This window comes from Nocardia sp. XZ_19_385, assembly GCF_015355755.1.
Lineage (GTDB): Bacteria > Actinomycetota > Actinomycetes > Mycobacteriales > Mycobacteriaceae > Nocardia.
In genome coordinates, this window is record NZ_JACVEE010000001.1 from 547,729 (window position 1) to 565,352 (window position 17,624).

The following is a 17,624-nucleotide window of genomic DNA, read 5'->3' on the forward strand; positions in this document are numbered from 1 at the left end:
CCAGGAGCCCTGCTTTACCGTGGGGCCATGGAGTTCTCGCAAGGGTGGGACAGCTTCGCCACGCTGGTTGATGGGCGCTGGGTTGATCGACGGCCGCGGCGGCCGGAGGTTGCCGAGCAGCTTCGGCGGGAGACTCGGTTGATGCCTTGGCTGGCACCGTTGTTGCCGCTGCCGGTGCCGGTCCCCTCGGTAGTCTCGGACGAACCGCTGGTCGTGCGGCATGCGCTCGTGTCTGGTGAGCCGCTCGAGTCTCCGAGTGCCGAAGATGGTGTGGCGGTCGGGAAATTTCTGCGCGCACTGCACGACAGTTCCGTCGCCGAAGCGGTTCGGCAGGGGTTGCCGCCGACGGCGGAAACCGAGAGCAGCTGGGTTGCGGAGATCAGCCGATTCAAAGCTCAGGTTGTGCCGTTGATTCCTGTCTCGCAACAGGATTCGGCGCTGACAATCCTCGAGGCACTACGGGAGTTCCCGGCCGATACGGTCGTTCATGGCGACCTCGGCCCTGAGCATGTGCTGGTAGACGGCGGGCGGGTCTCCGGGGTGATCGACTTCGGGGACGCCCACGTCGGCGATGCCGCGATCGACTTGGCCTGGGCGCTGCACGGCGCGCCGAAGGCATTTGCCCACGCTGTCGCCGCCGCCTACGGAGTCACCGGCGAGCTGCGTCGGCGAGCACTGGTCTGGCACCAGCTGGGGCCCTGGCACGAGGTGACCTACGGCGCGGATATCGGCGATATCGCTGTCCAGCAAAGCGGTTTGGCCGGTGTGCTCGAAAGGCTGAAAGGTTCCGGCGAGATACCTCTACGGTGAACGCATGCCGGATGCCGTGCGCCCTGACGCACTCGTAATCGCTCCTGCCACCCGCGACGACTGGGCGATTGTCGTCGAATGGGCCGACCGGGAGGGCTGGAATCCGGGCGAGGGCGACGCGACCACCTTCTTCACCCAGGATCCGGACGGATTCTTCCTCGGGAAGCTGGATGGCGAGCCCGCCACGGCGGTATCGGTCGTGAATTACGGTGCGCACTACGCATTTCTGGGTTTTTATCTGGTGCGCCCCGAGCTGCGCGGATACGGCCTCGGCATCGCCACCTGGACAGCCGGGCTCGCGCATGCGGGCACCCGCGTCGTGGGCCTCGACGGCGTACCCGACCAGCAGGCCAACTACCGGCGCAGCGGCTTCGAACTGTCCTGCGCATCGTCGACGGCCGCCTGACGGGATACGGAACCATTCGCCCCGCAAGGCATTCGATGCGCATCGGCCCCCTGTTCGCCGACACCGCCGCCGACGCCCGCCAACTCCTGGCAGCGCTGGCCGCGGTGGCGGACGGCCCACTGGCGGTGGATGTCCCGCTGTGCAACGACTCCGCCGTCCAGCTGGTCGAAGAAGCCGGCCTGAAGCCGAGTTTCGAAACCGCCAGGATGTACACCGGGCCGGTCCGCCCGCACCGCGTGGCCCGAATCTTCGGCACCACAACCCTCGAACTCGGCTGAGCGCCTACACGTCGAAGTACAGATCGAATTCGTAAGGATGGGGGCGGACGTTGATTTCGGCGATCTCGGTGTCGCGCTTGAGGCGGATCCAGGTTTCGATGAGGTCGTCGGTGAAGACGTTGCCTTCGGTGAGGTAGTCGTGGTCGGCTTCGAGACGGTCGATGACTATTTCGAGGCTGGCCGGGGTTCGGTTGACCTCGGCGGATTCTTCGGGGGTGAGTTCGTAGAGGTCTTTGTCGATCGGGGTGGCGGGTTCGATCTTGTTCTTGATGCCGTCCAGGCCGGCCATCATCATGGCGGCGAAGGCGAGGTAGGGGTTGCCGGAGGAGTCGGGGCAGCGGAATTCGAGGCGTTTGGCGAAGCGGTTGCTGCCGGTGACGGGGATACGGACGGCGGCGGACCGGTTGCGCTGGCTGTAGACCAGATTGACCGGGGCTTCATAGCCGGGGACCAGGCGTTTGTAGGAGTTCACGGTCGGGTTGGTGAACGCCAGCAGGGACGGGGCGTGCAGGAGCAGGCCGCCGATGTAATGGCGGGCGAGGTCGGAAAGCCCGGCATAGCCGGATTCGTCGTGGAAGAGGGGTTCGCCGTCCTTCCAGAGAGATTGGTGCACGTGCATGCCGGAGCCGTTGTCACCGAACAGCGGTTTCGGCATGAAGGTGACCGTCTTGCCCGAGTTCCAGGCGGTGTTCTTGATGATGTACTTGTAGAGCTGCAGGTCGTCGGCCGCGGCGAGCAAAGTGTTGTATTTGTAGTTGATTTCGGCCTGCCCGGCGGTACCGACCTCGTGGTGGCCCTTCTCCAGTTCCAGTCCCGCGGCCTGCAGTTTGGTGCACATCTCGTCGCGTAGGTCGACATCGTGGTCGTAGGGCGCGACTGGGAAATAGCCGCCCTTGGGCCGGACTTTGTAGCCGCGGTTCAACGTCCCGTCGGGATTGAATTTCTCGCCGGTGTTCCACGAGGCCGACGCCGAATCCACTTCGTAGAAAGCGCGGTTCATCGAGGTGCTGTAGCGGACGGAGTCGAAAATGTAGAACTCGGCCTCGGGCCCGAAGTAGGCGGTGTCGGCGATACTGGTGCTGCGCAGGTACTCCTCGGCTTTGCGGGCGACATTGCGCGGGTCCCGGCTGTAGGCCTCGAGGGTGTGCGGGTCGTGCACGAAACAGTTCATGTTCAGCGTTTTCGCGCCCCGGAACGGATCCAGCCGGGCGGTGCGCAGATCCGGCAGCAGCAGCATGTCGGATTCGTGGATGGACTGGAACCCGCGCACCGACGAACCGTCGAAGGCGAGACCGTTCTGCACCAGGTCGTCGCCGAACATGACGGCCGGGACCGAGAAGTGTTGTTGCACACCGGGAACATCACAGAATCGGATGTCGATGTATTCGACGTTCTCCTCGCGGATGAAGTCCAGGATTCCTTCGGTGCTGTGGGCAATCGACACGGCTTCGCTCCTCGCTCTCGCGGCTCATGGGTATCCGCGGATCGGCGAGGCGACCGTCCCATGCGACCGGACCGCGGCGTTGCGGGTCACGGCAGGTGCTGCTCGCCGATCTCACCATACGACTTATGCATCGCGATCGGAGCGGGAATCGGCGCGCCGCACAAAGATCGACGGCCGGGTTCGGCATTCTGCCGATACCGCCGCCAACGGTGGTGCGGTGAGCTGAACCACACGGCCGCCCGAGGTCGGGGGTGTGCCAATTCCGAAAGGCTCGATATGAATTCGTCTCCGCTGCGTCTCGCGGTGGGTGTCCTGTGTTGCGCGGTCACCGCGGGCGTCCTGCCCGGGTTCGCCGCGGCCGACCCGGGCCGCACCTGGTATGTCGGCGCGAACGCGGCGGCGGACGGAAATGGTTCGGAGGCAGCGCCTTTCAATACGCTTGCCGCGGTCTCGGCCGCATCCGGAGACGGTGACAGCATCGTCGTGCTGCCCGCGTCCACGCCACTGGACGGCGGTATCGCGCTCAAAACCGGCCAGAAACTCCTCGGCCGCGGCGGCGCGCTGACGAATACGACCGCGGCCCACGACGGTGACGCTGTACGGCTGGCGCCCGGCACCGAGGTCCGCGACATCATCGTCGCGGGCGCGCAACGCGCCGGAATCTACGGCCGCAACGTGGGATCGGTAGTGATCAGCGGAAATACGATCACCGACACGAACCGCGGCTGCCAGACCGGCTTCGTCGTCCAGCCGTTCCCGCCCATGCTCGGCGTCCCGTTCGGCATGTCCCTGCCCGCGGCCCCGAATCTGATCTCGCTGACCAACGGCTACGCGGGCATCATGGTCGACTCCGATTCCGGCGCCAGCACCCTGTCCATCGACCGGAACACGGTGCGCGACACCGCCTGTGGCGACGGCATCGATGTCCGCACCAGCGGCACCGCGCAGGTGACCGCCACCCTGACCGACAACCTCACCGAGGACATCAACGAGGGCCTGACCAAGTTCTCGGTCCTCGCGGTGGGCATGCAGAGCACCGGCACCTCCGCCTTGACAGCTACCCTGCGCGGCAACACCCAGCGCCGAATCGCATTGCCCGCCAATGATCCGAAGAACGCCGTCGCCGACAGCGAGGGCCTGTTCATCAATGCCGCCGAACGCGCGCGCATGCGAATCACCATCGACCGCAACCGCTACGAGCATGGCGGCGGCCACTTCTCCGCCAACGGCATCGAATTCGTCACCAGCAACGGCACGCCCGACAGCGAGGTCACCCTGACCAACAGCGAATTCCGGGACGTGCCGGGCGATATCGTGCAGAACCTGAACCTCAGCAACGAGGGCGCCCGCCAGGTCATGACCATCGACGGCCTCATCGCCTCCGGCTCCAGTTTCCCGGGCGAGGTGCTCAACCCGATCGTTCCCGGCAACCTCGGAACCTGTTTGTTCTCGGCCAGTTTCGGCCGCGACAACCACACCGCGCTGACCCTGCGCAACGCTCACCTGAGCCAGTGCAGCGCCGACGGTCTCGGCGTCTACGCCTACTCCCCCGCCGGCCCGAACCCCGCACGCCACCTCATGACCTTCGCCGTCTCCGACACCACGATCTCCGGCGCCACCGTCGCCGACCTGCACGTGCGCGCCGTCGGTGACCTCACACTGACCGGCCAACTGGAACGCACCCGCGTCGCCGGAGAGATCGCCCTCGGCCAGTCCGGCGGCGCCCTGGGTCCCGGGTCGGTGCTCGATTTCACCGGCGGCCGCAACTGCCTCAGCCCCACCGCGAGCGAGGCGCTCGCCCGGTCACCACTGCCGGTCAACGTGGGCACCGGACTGTCCTGCGGATAGCCGTGAGCCGGAATTGCAGGCGAACTTGGTCAAGTGCACAAACACGCGGCACACAGTCTTCGCGTTTGCCGCTAGCCGAGGGCCGGGTCCGTGCGCTCTCCTTAAAGAGACGCTGAGGTCAGCACCGTTTGCACAGGCAACGGTGTGTCCTCGACCACGATGAGTAGACAGGTTCGGGTTTTGGTTTCATCGACAGTCCCGGCGGGCAAGGCCCGTCCGGACACGTTGTGCGCCGCCTTCCAGGCGAACGTGGCGAAGTACGGCGACGCGGTGGCCCTGCGCACCATGGGTGGGGCGCAGTCGCTGACGTGGCGGGAGTACGGGGATCGGGTCCGCGCGATCGCGGCGGGACTGGCCGGGCTGGGTGTCGAGCCGGGTGACACGGTGGCGCTGATGATGACCAACCGGCCCGAGTTCCATCTCTGCGATACCGGCGTCCTGCACACGGGTGCGACACCGTTCTCGGTGTACAACACCAACCCGGTGGATCTGCTGGCCTACCAGTTCGGCAATGCCGGCAACAAGGTCGTGATCTGCGAAAAGCAGTTCGCACCACAGATTTTGGAGGCCGTGGCGAAGGCGGCAGAACAGGGCGCGAAGGTCGAGCACGTCCTCTGCGTCGACGAAGCCATCGACGGCACACTGTCGCTGGCCGAGGTGGAAGCGAACCCCAAGGCGGACTTCGACTTCGAGGCCACCTGGCAGGCCGTGGATCCCGAGGGCCTGCTCACCATCGTCTACACCTCCGGCACCACCGGCCCACCCAAGGGCGTGGAGCTCACCCACACCAACTTCATCGAAAATGCCCGCATCATCGAGCAATTCGGCGGCGGTGGCCTGGATGACCGGGTGATCTCCTACCTGCCCGACGCGCACGCCGCCAACCGCTGGTTCGCGCACTACCTGACGATGCTCGAGGGCGGCCAGATCACCACCGTGCCCGACTTCAAGCAGGTCGCGGCCGCGCTGACCGAGGTGCATCCCACGGTGTTCCTCGGCGTGCCCCGGGTGTGGGTGAAAGTCAAAGGCGCACTGGAGGAACGCTTCGCCAACGAGAAGCCGCTCAAGCGCCGCCTGATCAACTGGGCCGTCGGGGTGGGCCGGGCCCGCGCCCGCGCGGCGTCCGACGCCCGCACCCTCGGCGCCGTCGATCAGTTCCAGTACCGGCTCGCGGAAAAGCTTGTCCTGCTACCCATTCGGGAGAAGCTCGGCCTGGACAAGGTGCGCGTCGCGGTCACCGGTTCGGTGGCCATCCCGCCGGAGGTCCACGAGTTCTTCCTCGGCCTCGGCCTGCCGTTGTGTGAGGGGTACGGCATGACCGAGTGCACCGCGGGCGCCACGCTCAACGGCCCGGATCGGGTCAAGATCGGCACCGTCGGGACCCCGCTGCCCGGTGCGGAGATCAAGCTCGCCGACGACGGCGAGGTGCTGGTGCGCGGCAAGATGGTGATGCGCGGCTACCGCAACGACCCGGCCAAGACCGCCGAGACCGTCGACGGCGACGGCTGGTTGCACACCGGCGACATCGGCACCATCGACGCCGACGGCTACCTCTCGATCATCGACCGCAAGAAAGAACTCATCATCAACGCGGCCGGCAAGAACATGTCGCCGTCCAATATCGAGAACACCATCGCCGCCTCGACCCCGCTGGCGGGCACCGTCGTCTGCATCGGCGAGCAGCGCCCGTTCAACACGGCACTGATCTGCCTGGATCCGGATTTGGTCGCCGCGTTCGCGCAGCGGAACGGGATCGCCGCCGCCTCGACCGCCGAGCTGGCCAAGGATCCGCAGGTGCTGGCCGCGATCGAGCAGGGTGTCACCGAGGCCAACGGCAAACTCTCCCGGGTAGAGCAGGTCAAGAAGTACATCGTGCTTCCGGATGTGTGGGAGAACGGCGGGGATTGCCTGACCGCCACCGGAAAATTGAAGCGGAAGCCGATCTCGGCTCGCTACACGGCTACGATCGAGGATCTTTACTCGAAGTAAGTTGGGGAGACAGCAATGACGCTATCGCGCACCCGGAGGCCCAGATGAGCACTACTGGCGAGGCTCCCCGCCTCGGGGGCGACCGGGTGCGCGCGGCTCGCACGACGCAGCTCTTCGATGATCTCCATCGAAGAGCCGCGTCGATGGTGGACGGTTTCTACTCCGCCCTGCCGCCATACACGCAGATGCCGCAGTCGCTGGTGGAGACCGATTTCGCGCGCGGCACCAAACTCAACGTGGACCTGTTCTTCGACTATCTGCGCGGTGGCGCGGAGCCGTCGGAGGAGGAAACCCGCGAGCTGATCGAATTGGCGATGGGCCGGGTGCGGGACGGCACGCCGCTCACCGATGTCCTCGACCGCTACCGGCTCGGCGCGACCTTCCTGTGGGAGCGATTGCGGGAGTCGGCCGCGCCGGGCGAGCACGAGGCGCTGCTGGATGTGTCGCTCACGCTGCTGAAGTACGTCACGCTGGTGACCACCCGGATCGCCACGGCCGCCACCCAGCGCTCGCACGATCCGCGCTGGGAACTGCTGGAACGCCGTCGCGGTATCGCCGACGCGCTATTAACCGGGCAGGACCCGGTCGAATGGGCCAACGATCCGGTGATCCCGGTGGCGGACGCGTTCCTGGTCGCGGTGTTCCGGTTGTGCGGCACCAACGGCGGGCCGGCCTCGGCGCTGCGGCATCGGGTCGAGGCGATCCCCGGGGTGTTCCTGCGTTTGGAAGCGGGCGGGTGGACGGCGCTGATCCCGCTGCAACCCGGCGACAACGGTGCGAGCACCCTGGCCGGGCTCACCGCGCGACTACCCGCACAACAGCCCGGGCAGGCGCCGCCGTACTGGGTCGGCGTGGGCGCGGCCCGGACTCGATCCGAGATCCCCACGATGTTCGCCGAGGCCCGCGTGCTCGCCGAACTCGGCCGCTGCCTGGCGCGGCGCGAGATCTTGTGCCGCCGAACAAATCTGCAGTTCGAGTACACGGTGGCGGTCAGTGACGCGGCGCGGCCCGGACTGGCGTCGGTGCTGGCGCCGCTCGACGCGCAGCCGATGCTCGCCGAAACGCTCGAGGTGTTCGTCGACAGCGGGTTCAATCAATTGGCCACCGCGCGTCAGCTGAACGTGCACCGCAATACGGTCACCTATCGGCTGTCGCGGGTCAACGAACTCACCGGACTCGACCCGCATCGCCCCGCCGACGCGATGACGTTGTCGGCGGCCCGCCTGGCCCGCCGCCTGGAATCCGCGTCCTTCGCGCCTTAGTCCGCTCGCTGTCGCGGCCTTGATCTTTGGTCGAGAGCACAAAGCATCTACCGTTCATCTTGCGAATTGGTGGTAGTACGACCCCTCGACTGTGCGGTGTGCTGTACAGCGACGATGAGGTCACCTGCGCGGGTTCGCGTTCGCCGTGGCCTCGACAACTCCCCAGATGAGGTTCAGGTAGTTGAGAATGACGACCCGCGCGGTGATCGTGGCCGCGATCACCGCCATCGGCTTGACCGCCCAGACTGTGCCCGCGCACGCGGTACCCGCGGCGGGCCCGGTGCCCAGCGCGCCCGCCAACTTCGGGCTGCCCGCCGATTACCAGGCGACGCCGGAGAAGTACGGCATCGCCTACGAACTCGGCCATGTCGTCCCGCTCTCCGACGGCACCCAGCTGCAGACCGAGGTGCGCTACCCGACCGATCCGGCGACGGGTCAGCGCGCCGGCGGCGAGTTCCCGGTGGTCGTCAACTTCACCACCTACGGCGCGCTGTCCAGCTCGCTGGCGGCCGCCGTCACCAGCGTGGTCGACACCCTGAACATTCCGCTGCCCGATCATCTGAAGGACGCGCGCCGAGTCATCAACCAGGCCACCAGCGCCCAGGACATGCTGGTGCGCCGCGGCTACATCGAGGTCATCGCCGACGTGCGCGGCACCGGCGGCTCCACCGGCGCCTGGAACCCGGCCTCCAAGCAGGACGGCATCGACGGCGCGCAGCTGGTGGATTGGGCGTCGAAGCTGCCCGGCTCCAACGGCAAAGTCGGCATGTACGGGTATTCGTTCCCGGCGCTGTCGGCGCTGCGGACCGCCGAATCCATCGGTCCCGGTTCGCCGTTGAAGGCGATCGTGCCGATGGCCATGCCCAACAACATCTTCAACGAGGTGCTCGGGCACGACGGCATGATGAGCCCGCTGCTGCTCACTGTCATCTCGGTGATGGTGCCGTACCTGAGCCTGATCGGACCGTTCATGACGGCGGTGGTGTCGCCGCAGACCTTCCTGAAGGCGCTCGGCGATCATCTGGCGGCGCTGGTGTCCTCCGACAGCACCATCAAACTGCTGCTGGAGGCGTATGCGGGCGGGCCGCTCGCCTATGACGGAAACTTCTGGCAGGAACGGCGATTCGAGACCGAGCTGCACAAGCTGGTCGAGAACGACATCGCGATGTACCAGGTCGGCGGGCTGTGGGATCTGTACCAGGAGGGGCCGTTCCGCAACTACTCGCAGCTGCAGAACATCTCCGCCGGGCGCGATCAGTTCGCGCCGATGGCGCCGGGTCAGGCGACCGATGGACGGTTCCAGCTGATGATGGGCCCGTGGTACCACGTCGGGCTCGGCTTCGGGCCGGGGTCGCGGATCGACACCAATATGATCACCGTCGCCTGGTTCGACCGGTTCCTCAAGGACATTCCGAACGGCGTCGACGAACTCGACAACACCCTGCATGTGATCGATCCGAACAATGTGGCGGTCTCCACGGCGCGCTACCCGTTCGAGCAGGCCGCGATCCAGCAGCGGTACTTCGACGGTGACCGTCTGGTCGCCCAGCCGCCGACCGTCGCCGACGCCTCGGATCGCTTGGACTACACCGGAATCGACAACATCTGCAACCGGCAGTCGCTGGGCCAGTACGCCGCGGGCCTGTTCGACTTCCTGTTCCGGTTGTTCACCGCCTACAACCCGTGCACCGAATGGGTCCAGGAGCCGGTGGCGGGCCGCAAGTACACGATGGATCCGGTGACCGAGCCGACCATGCTGGCCGGCCCCGGCAGCGTCACCTTGTACGCGTCCTCGACCAGCACCGACGCCGCGTTCCAGGTCTGGCTCGACGATGTCGCACCGGACGGGACGGCCGTGAACATCACGGGCGGTTCACAATTGGCGAGCCAGCGCACGCTGGAGGAGTCCAAGACCTGGCGCGGACCGGACGGCACCATCTACGGCCCGGAGCATGTCGTCCGCAAGGACACCGAGCAGCTGCTGGTCCCCGGTGAGGTAGTGAAGATGGAGATCAAGATCCGGCCCACCTTCTACCGCCTGGAGCCGGGCCACTCGCTACGCCTGCGCATCACCAGCGGCACATTCCCGTCCACGATTCCGATCCCGAGCGACCTGCCGCGCCTGCTCGGCTCCTCGCAGCAGATCCACCGCGACGCGGCCAGGCCCTCCAGTCTGGTCCTGCCGCTGGCTCCGGCCTCGGCCTTCTGACCTGCTGACAAATCCCCCGGCGGACTCCGCCGGGGGATTTCTGGTCAGGCCGCACGCGAAACCCAATGGCTATTTATCAGCTAACATCGACGGGTTCTCCGAGATCTTCCAGGCGTCACCTCATGGAATGAGGAAGCCCGCGTGGACAGAATTATCCCGGCGCTGGGAATGCTGCTCGAAGCGGTATTCCGAGGCTATGCCGTTGCCTTGTTGCTCTGCTCGGCGATGGTGATGGCGCGTCAGTTCCGCGTGCCGCTGCGGCGTTTCGATCAGTGGGTGCCGCTGGTTTCGGTAGCCCTATCGGTCGCGGCATGTTGGCGAAATCCGGCAGCGGTCGTAGCGATGGCCGGCGGGTACGGCGTCGTCATCGCACTGCGGCGCCGGTGCCCTTATCTCCATCCACCCGGCGCAGCCGTCGTGGCCTACGGGGCGTTGATCTTCCTCGTGTCTGCCCTGTGGCTCACCGGTCGCGCGCTCGACCCAGCGTTGAGCCCGATGAGCCGAGCGCTGTTGCTGTCGTTCACGTTGCTCCTGGTCCTGGGTGGACCGACAGCGCTGCTGCGGACCTTCCTCGGGCTCGAAGCGCTGTATCGCGACAGTTGGCGCACGCCCGATCAACCCTGCGTTCCGGGCCCGGCCCACACCGCACCCCGCGTATCGATACACGTGCCCTGTCATTGCGAACCGCCGGATGTCGTCATCGCTACCCTCGACAGCCTCGCGGCCCTGGACTACGACAACTTCGAGGTCCTCGTCATCGACAACAACACCAGCGACCCCGCGCTGTGGCGACCGGTGGAAACACACTGCGCGCGCCTCGGCCCCCGATTCCGCTTCTTCCACGTCGAGGGCCTGGCCGGCGCGAAAGCGGGCGCTCTGAACTACGCCCTGGAACGAACCTCCCCGGACGCCGGGCTCATCGCGCTGGTCGATGCGGACTATCACGTGAGCCCGGACTTCCTCGCCGAACTGGTCGGCCATTTCGGCGACACCCGACTGGGATATGTCCAGTCGCGCTACGACTTCCGCGACTGGACGCAGCGGCGCTTCCTCGCGATGTGCTTCTGGGAGTACCGGTTCGCGTTTCCGACCGTGATGCGCAGCTTGTACGAACGGCAGGCCGGATTTCCGATGGGCACGATGGGCATTCTGCGCAAGTCCGCGCTGTACGAGATCGGCGGCTGGGCGCCCTGGTCGCTGACCGAGGACTCCGAACTGGGGCTGCGGCTGCACGCCGCGGGCTACCGCGCGCTGCTGGTGCAACGAACCTACGGGCACGGGCTCATACCGGAGCGGTTCGCCGACTACACCAAGCAACGATTCCGCTGGACTTATGGTCCGGTACAGACCTTCAAGCAGCACTGGCGGCTGGTCGTCCCGGGTCGATCGTCGGGTGCCAATGCCCTGTCGGGCACCCAGCGGATGCTGCAACTCTATTGGGCCACAGCGCATGTGCCGACCGCGCTCGGCATCGCCCTGGGCACGCCGTTGCTGGTCGCTGTGATCGTCTCGATGATCGCGCACCACGAGCCGTGGGCGATCGGCACGAACACGATTCTGGCGGCCGGCATCGCGGCCGGACTCCAGCCGATGCTGCGGTGGACCGCATTGCACAAGGCCACGGGTGCGGGCTGGGCACAGGTGCTGGCCAGCACCCTCGCCTCGGCCGCGCTTACCTACACCATCGCCGCCGCCAACTTCAGCGCGCTGTGCACCAGTAACACCGCCTGGCGCCGCACCGACAAGTTCCGCGCACACAGTCATGGGGGCAGCTGGCGGGCGCTGCGGTACGCCACAACGGAATTGGCGCTCGGCACCAGCCTCGTCATCGCCGCGGCACTCACCTTTCTCACCGATCACAGCGGCATGTTGATCCTTCTGGAAGCGGCCCTCGCCCTGCGCGGGTGTCAACTTCTGGCAGCGCCCGTCGCGGCCGTCCTCGCGGCCGTCGGCATCAATCGAGCCCGGCGCGCGGAACCGGTGCCGGTCTGCTGAGCACTGTCGGATCGCACAAATCCCGGCAGATTTCCGCCGGGGACTTCTTGCGTAACTAGCGAATTCCCCCTCAGCTCACCGAAACCCGCACCACACACCGACCGCCCCGATAGTCTCAGCGATGGATCCGATCCTGGATTCGCAGCAACAATCCGGGGGGCGGCCCCCGGTCCCCCGGCCGGCCGTCGCCATACTTGCCGGGAGCGTCCGATGGAGAAGGCTCTGGTCACCAACGGGGTATCGGCGCGGACTGCCACGGCTTTCCTGCGCCCCGGCATTCTCGCCTTCGGCGGCGCCATCGCGCCGTCGGACCTGCACGCCCATCACGCCGTCCAGGTACTCACCGCGTCCACCCCGATCACCGTGATGGACGCGAGCGGCACCCGCCACCGCGGCACCCACGTCATCGTCCCCGCCGACGCCCCACACCGCATCGACGCGGGCGCCGACCACGGCGCCGCCCTCTACCTCGATCCGGAAACCGTGGCCGGCGCCGCGGCCGATCGCCGCGCCCACGAAAGCGGCTGGTCCCCCACCCAGCACCCGCTACCCGTCGACCTCACCCGCGCCGCCCTGGCCGACCAGGTCGCCGCCATCATCGGCGATCTGCGCTGCGAGTCGACGGCCCCCGGCGGCGCTCGCCACACCGCGGTCACCGAGGCCCTGCGCGTCCTACCCACCCTGGTGCCCGACCGATCCATCCGCGGCGCCGACGTCGCCCGCCGCGTCGGCCTCTCCCCCGCCCGCCTCTCCCACCTCTTCGCGGCCCAGGTCGGAATCCCGTTGCGCCCCTACATCCTCTGGCTCCGCCTCCGCGTAGCCATCATCCGCGTCCACTCCGGCGACGACCTCGACACCGCCGCAACCGCCGCCGGCTTCGACGACACCGCCCACCTCACCCGCACCTGCCGCCGCACCTTCGGCTTCTTCCCCGCCGCCCTGAACCGCGCCGCCCAATGGGACCTGGGCGAAGGGGCTTGGCAGCCGGTCACCTGAACCCCCACTGCCAGTCAGCTTTTCGCCGTCGACTGCACCGTGAACGGCACCCGGCTACTGATCCCCGCCTCTTCGGCGGACAGGACCCAGGCGTAGCTTCCAGGTTCCAGCGGTATTCCTGGCCCGAAGTTGACGACCGCGATCGCACGGTCCGCGTCTGCCCCCACCTGAAGAGATGTCTGAAATTGCAGGGCACCCAACGATTTCTGTTGCGCGGGCTCCCCGCTGCCGTCTACTAGCGCTCCAGTGATCCGCACTTCGTCATCCAAACGCTCACCGGGTTCCGACTCGAGGAACATCACAAGCGCCATGGGAGGCGTGGGGCTGACAGTCTCGTTCCAGCCCAGACCCAGCGCATGCACCTTTCCACCCGCGGCGACCTGAGCCGAATCCGCAAGAAGGACCAGTAGTTTCATCGGATCTGGACCTGAACTGTCATGGTGGTCGTATTGATCCCAACCGTTGCGGGAGTTGTTGCTGGTCTGGCGTCTTCGGCTCCGATCATCGATGTGACCACGTTGTGGACCGCATAGGCGACGCTGAACCCCACTGAGCTGCCGCCGGATTGCACCTCGACGACATCGGATGACGCCGCGGATGCAGGCTTCGGCAGGTCCACCGGTTCGACATGGTGGGAGATCCTGGCACCGATGGCGAGTGCGTATCGACGGATGGTGGACAGGTGCGGGTCCGCGGTGAGCTTTTCGAAGTTGGTGACGACCGAGCGATGACGGCCAATAGCGGCGGCGACATCCGCCTTCGACATACCCGACTGTTTCCGGAGCCGAACCAGCTCTTCCAACAGCTCGTCATCGGCAGCGACGAGGTCAGCGGCCAGCGCTTCGCGCGGGTCGGACATGTCGATCCCGAGCTGCCTTTCCAGATCCTCGAAACTATCCATGTGTTGAGGTTAACCTCAACATCCGCTTCTGTCAGCCATCCGCGCCACGATCCACACCTTCAGGCGCGCTACCGCCGCGGTCACGTGCTCGTTCTGAATCAGATCCCAGATCTTGCTCAGTGTCGAGTCCGGCTTTCGACTTGCCACCAACCACACGAGCCAGTCCGCAAACCGTCCGTCCGGAGCGCCGACGTAGAGCCGGTAATGCCATCCCTGCAGGTTTCCCGGGCGCGGATACTTCAGCTCGACAACTCTGTCACCCTCGCGCACCACCTCATATTCGATCTCGCGCACGGTTCCACGGTGCGCACGCTTCATCAAAGCGACCAGCTCCTGCCGCAGCAGAGTCCGATCGACCGCGCCGGGCGCGGGGGATCCATCGGGCTGAATGGCGGCGTCCGCGCCTACGGTGATCTCTTGCAGTTCCTGGGTGAACCCCGGATTCACATCCGATTGCAGCCGGAGGCCGAATGGCCACAGTGCATAGCCATCGTCGTGGGACATCGCTTTACCCCCCCCCCCCCCCCAAGCCGTTTCGTGGATTCCCCAGAGGGCGATGCCAGCGCCCCTCCACCGGCATTGATATCAGATCGCTCTGACACATGTCGCCGAATTTGCCGATCTGCGGCTACACCTCATCCAGCTGGAATGGAGGTGTGCCGGTGCCGACGATGCGGAGGTTGCCCCAGGGGTCACGTTCCTGGAGGCGGGCAGGGGTGGGTTGACCGTCGGGGACGGTGAGTAGGACTTCGGCGCGGCCTGGGTCGGGGAGGTCATCGGTGGCGGAGATGCGGCCGTACCAGTGGTAGTGGCCGTCTATGGGGTCGGGGTGGCCGGACAGGGTGACGTGGACCGGGAGCAGAATGCCCGGGGCGTCGAGGGTTGCTGGGCCTGAATAGTCGTGTGCGGGTTCGCGATCCGCGGGCACGGTGAGGTCGTAGTGGTGGGGGTCGGGGCGGCGGAGGGCGTGGCGGCGCCAAGTGGCGGCGCGGGGGTGGGTGGCTCGGCGGAGGTATTCGTGCTGGGTGGCGGCGCGGACTTCGATGCGGGTGCTGGAGGTGCGGTAGAGGAGTTCGAGGCAGCGGCGGATGTAGCGGGTACGGCGTTTGGCTTCGGCGGCGGAGGCCGAGTGCAGGAAGAGGTTTGGGAAGCCGTGGGCGGCGACGGACAGGAACGTGGTGGCGGACCAATCCTGGGGCAGGGTGCATCCATTCGCGAGCACCGTTGGGCGCGCGGCGGATTCGAGTACGACGGCCCGGGGGCGATAACGCCGACCGTCGGCGGCGTGGACCTCCCAGCGGTCGTCGGTGGCGTCGAATTCGAGGCGAGTGACCGCGCTGAGCAAGAGGACATCGCCCAGGTCAGCGGTGCACAGTTCCTCGGCGACTCCGAGGGAATCAATGACAACGAGGTCGGGGTCGCCCATCAGAGCAGTCCTCGTTGCCGCCAGATCCATTTGCCTACCGGACCGATCAGGCCCTGTTTGTCCAGGAACGCACCGAGATTCGCCGCGCCGGTGGCCAACGCCTTACGAGCGTAAGGGTTCTCGGAAGCGATGCGGCGGGCAGCGCGACCGTCGAGACCGGCGCGGTCGTACATATGCCGGTTGGTCAGCAGGTAGACGAACAGCGGGGCGGCGATGGCGACACACAGTCGGGTGTAAGCGATTTCGGCGGCCGACATGGTCGGCACGCGGCGGGCGAGGGCGTCGCGGGCGAAGCCGATGTGGCGGGCTTCCTCGGTGACGTGGATGCGCATGGCCCGCGCAACCAAGGGCTGTAACTGTGGGTCGTCGAGGGTGCGGCGCTGCACGGCGTCGAAGATCTCCTCGCCGACCAGGGCGCCGACCCAGGTCATCGAACCGCGCAGGAAGATCTGCAGGGAGCTGATGGCAAGGCGGCCAGGCAGATTCGGCCAGTAGGGGCGGGCTTCGATGCGGTCGATGAGTTTGCCGAACATCATCATGTGGCGGCATTCGTCGCCCATTTCGACCAGCGTGTAGTGCGAATGCCGAGAGGTGGGGTCGTCGGTCATGAGCTCGCGCAGTAACAGGCGGTTGAGCAGGTTCTCGAACCAAATACCCACCGAGAGCACGTTCGCCAGCTCCTGGCGGGACAGTTCGCGCTGCTGCTCCGGGGTCATCGATTCCCACAGGTCGGTGCCGTAGAGCGACACCAATTCCGGTGGGAGGAAGAACTTTCCGGGATCCAGTGGCGCGTCCCAGTCCATGTCCACGACGGGGTCGTAGGACTTCTTCACCGATCCGGTGAGGAGACGTTGCGCCAAGGACTCTGCGGCGGGGATGGCTACGGCGTCGTTGCCCATATCGGCTCCAACCCTCAGGTATGCGAGACAAGCTGTAACACTCAGATTAGTGATACACCCTGTCTCAGTCAATGCCCGAGCGAGTACCGTAATGCTGTGACCACCAACGGAAAACGCGAAGCCGTCGACGGCCGCGCGACCCGCTGGGACGGGCACAAGGCGCGCCGCCGCGCGGAAGTCATCGATGCGGCGATCGCGGCCATCGAGGAGCACGGCGTCGAGGTGTCGGTGCGTCAGGTCGCCGATCGCCTGCAGCTGCCGCGCCCGGTGGTCTATCGCCACTTCGAAGGCCGCGCCGATCTCGACGAGCAGATCCGCCGGCGCATCCTCAGATCCCTGCTGACCCAACTGATGCCGACACTGGACCCGAACGGCACCGTGCACGACGCCGTGGCCAAGGCGGTCGGCGCCTATGTCGGCTGGGTCGCCGACCACCCGAATCTGCACCGCTTCCTGAGCGATTCGGCACCGCAACCCGATTCCGCGCTGACCAGCGCCCGTAACCGCATCGGCGGCCGCCTCGCCGACCTGTTCACCGTCGGGCTGACCCGCTTCGGCATCGACCCCGCCCCCGCGCGTCCGATGGCGTTCGGCATCGTCGCCCTGGCCGACGGCGTGGTGAACAGCTGGCGCGCCGACTCGTCGTCCACCCTCACCTCCGAGCAGGTCGAGGCGATGCTCACCGAATCCGTGCTCGCCCTGTTCGAGGGCAACGCCCGCAGCCTCGGCGTCCCCCTGGCCCGCGACACCATCGTCAGCGAACTGCTGACCCGCACCGAGACCGCAGCCCTGGTCGACCGGTAAGCTCAGGCCCATGGTCACGCGGTTGCAGCTGAGGGTGCTGGCGGTTCTCGCCTGCCTGCTGCCCGCGTTGGCGCTGTTCGCGGCGCCCGCCAACGAGTCCGCCGCGCTCGCGATCCTCGGTGTTGTCGCCGCCTCGGCACTGCTCGCGCTGGTCTCGCTGCGCTCGGCCCGCCTGCTGCCGATGCGGCTGGCCCGCTGCGGCCCGCCGCCCTCCGCGCAGCGCCGCCGTCGCGGTTCCTATCTGCGGCAGAGCAATCCGGACACCGCTGGTCGTCCGCGTCCTCGAGCACCCGGTCTGGTCCTCGCCTGACGGCTCCCCCACGGGGTCGTCGGCTTCGCTGACCATTCCCGTTTCCG

17 protein-coding genes are annotated in these 17,624 nt (G+C 66.8%); 11 read left to right on the forward strand and 6 right to left on the reverse strand.

Going from position 1 to position 17,624, the window contains the following annotated elements; genetic code table 11:
• Nucleotides 1-27: 27 nt before the first annotated feature.
• Genes IBX22_RS02430 through IBX22_RS37230 form a run of 3 tightly spaced genes read left to right on the forward strand, consistent with a single transcriptional unit; the run spans nt 28 to nt 1,494 of the window.
• Nucleotides 28-810 carry an aminoglycoside phosphotransferase family protein gene (locus IBX22_RS02430; protein WP_194813745.1) on the forward strand — a complete coding sequence of 261 codons (783 nt, stop codon included), beginning with the start codon at nt 28-30 and terminating at the stop codon, nt 808-810.
• Between the two features lie 4 nt (nt 811-814).
• On the forward strand, nt 815-1,216 hold the full coding sequence (locus IBX22_RS37225) for a GNAT family N-acetyltransferase (RefSeq protein ID WP_228538798.1): 402 nt from the start codon (nt 815-817) through the stop codon (nt 1,214-1,216).
• 14 nt (nt 1,217-1,230) lie between these two features.
• Nucleotides 1,231-1,494: a hypothetical protein gene (locus IBX22_RS37230; protein WP_309234568.1), complete on the forward strand. Its 264-nt coding sequence runs from the start codon at nt 1,231-1,233 to the stop codon at nt 1,492-1,494.
• Nucleotides 1,495-1,498: 4 nt separating this feature from the next.
• Here IBX22_RS37230 and glnA read toward each other — a convergent pair whose 3' ends face one another.
• The gene (glnA, locus tag IBX22_RS02440) at nt 1,499-2,932 is read right to left on the reverse strand and encodes a type I glutamate--ammonia ligase (RefSeq protein ID WP_194815523.1); all 1,434 of its coding nucleotides are present in this window, start codon (nt 2,930-2,932) and stop codon (nt 1,499-1,501) included.
• Nucleotides 2,933-3,214: 282 nt separating this feature from the next.
• On the opposite strand from glnA, the gene IBX22_RS02445 reads away from it, so the two are divergent.
• The 6 genes from IBX22_RS02445 to IBX22_RS02470 all read left to right on the forward strand — a co-directional run bounded on the left by IBX22_RS02445 (nt 3,215) and on the right by IBX22_RS02470 (nt 13,237).
• Nucleotides 3,215-4,786, forward strand: a complete 1,572-nt coding sequence (locus tag IBX22_RS02445) for a right-handed parallel beta-helix repeat-containing protein (protein WP_194813746.1) — start codon at nt 3,215-3,217, stop codon at nt 4,784-4,786.
• Between the two features lie 159 nt (nt 4,787-4,945).
• Nucleotides 4,946-6,775, forward strand: coding sequence for a long-chain fatty acid--CoA ligase (locus IBX22_RS02450; RefSeq protein ID WP_194813747.1), 1,830 nt, complete (start codon nt 4,946-4,948; stop codon nt 6,773-6,775).
• 44 nt (nt 6,776-6,819) lie between these two features.
• Nucleotides 6,820-8,037, forward strand: a complete 1,218-nt coding sequence (locus IBX22_RS02455; RefSeq protein ID WP_194813748.1) for a CdaR family transcriptional regulator — start codon at nt 6,820-6,822, stop codon at nt 8,035-8,037.
• Between the two features lie 187 nt (nt 8,038-8,224).
• Nucleotides 8,225-10,246 carry a CocE/NonD family hydrolase gene (locus IBX22_RS02460; RefSeq protein WP_194813749.1) on the forward strand — a complete coding sequence of 674 codons (2,022 nt, stop codon included), beginning with the start codon at nt 8,225-8,227 and terminating at the stop codon, nt 10,244-10,246.
• A 141-nt stretch (nt 10,247-10,387) separates the two neighbouring features.
• Entirely contained in the window at nt 10,388-12,241 is a 1,854-nt protein-coding gene (locus IBX22_RS02465) for a glycosyltransferase family 2 protein (protein WP_194813750.1), read from the forward strand.
• A gap of 210 nt (nt 12,242-12,451) precedes the next feature.
• The gene (locus tag IBX22_RS02470; protein ID WP_194813751.1) at nt 12,452-13,237 is read left to right on the forward strand and encodes an AraC family transcriptional regulator; all 786 of its coding nucleotides are present in this window, start codon (nt 12,452-12,454) and stop codon (nt 13,235-13,237) included.
• A 14-nt stretch (nt 13,238-13,251) separates the two neighbouring features.
• Here the strand turns inward: IBX22_RS02470 and IBX22_RS02475 are convergent, their stop codons facing one another.
• From IBX22_RS02475 to IBX22_RS02495, 5 genes are all read right to left on the reverse strand, one after another.
• The gene (locus IBX22_RS02475) at nt 13,252-13,653 is read right to left on the reverse strand and encodes a hypothetical protein (protein WP_194813752.1); all 402 of its coding nucleotides are present in this window, start codon (nt 13,651-13,653) and stop codon (nt 13,252-13,254) included.
• Nucleotides 13,650-14,138 (reverse strand): helix-turn-helix transcriptional regulator, encoded by a 489-nt coding sequence (locus IBX22_RS02480; protein ID WP_194813753.1) that lies wholly within the window; start codon nt 14,136-14,138, stop codon nt 13,650-13,652. The genes IBX22_RS02475 and IBX22_RS02480 overlap by 4 nt, the downstream gene beginning before the upstream one ends.
• Before the next feature lie 15 nt (nt 14,139-14,153).
• On the reverse strand, nt 14,154-14,642 hold the full coding sequence (locus IBX22_RS02485) for a hypothetical protein (RefSeq protein ID WP_194813754.1): 489 nt from the start codon (nt 14,640-14,642) through the stop codon (nt 14,154-14,156).
• Nucleotides 14,643-14,766: 124 nt separating this feature from the next.
• Nucleotides 14,767-15,564, reverse strand: a complete 798-nt coding sequence (locus tag IBX22_RS02490) for a DUF4873 domain-containing protein (RefSeq protein WP_228538139.1) — start codon at nt 15,562-15,564, stop codon at nt 14,767-14,769.
• On the reverse strand, nt 15,564-16,463 hold the full coding sequence (locus tag IBX22_RS02495; RefSeq protein ID WP_194813756.1) for a diiron oxygenase: 900 nt from the start codon (nt 16,461-16,463) through the stop codon (nt 15,564-15,566). Before IBX22_RS02495 ends, IBX22_RS02490 begins: the two co-directional genes overlap by 1 nt.
• A 96-nt stretch (nt 16,464-16,559) precedes the next feature.
• Between IBX22_RS02495 and IBX22_RS02500 the strand changes: the two genes are divergently transcribed.
• Nucleotides 16,560-17,267, forward strand: coding sequence for a TetR/AcrR family transcriptional regulator (locus IBX22_RS02500; protein ID WP_194813757.1), 708 nt, complete (start codon nt 16,560-16,562; stop codon nt 17,265-17,267).
• Between the two features lie 10 nt (nt 17,268-17,277).
• Entirely contained in the window at nt 17,278-17,577 is a 300-nt protein-coding gene (locus IBX22_RS02505; protein WP_194813758.1) for a DUF6412 domain-containing protein, read from the forward strand.
• Nucleotides 17,578-17,624 lie beyond the last annotated feature (47 nt).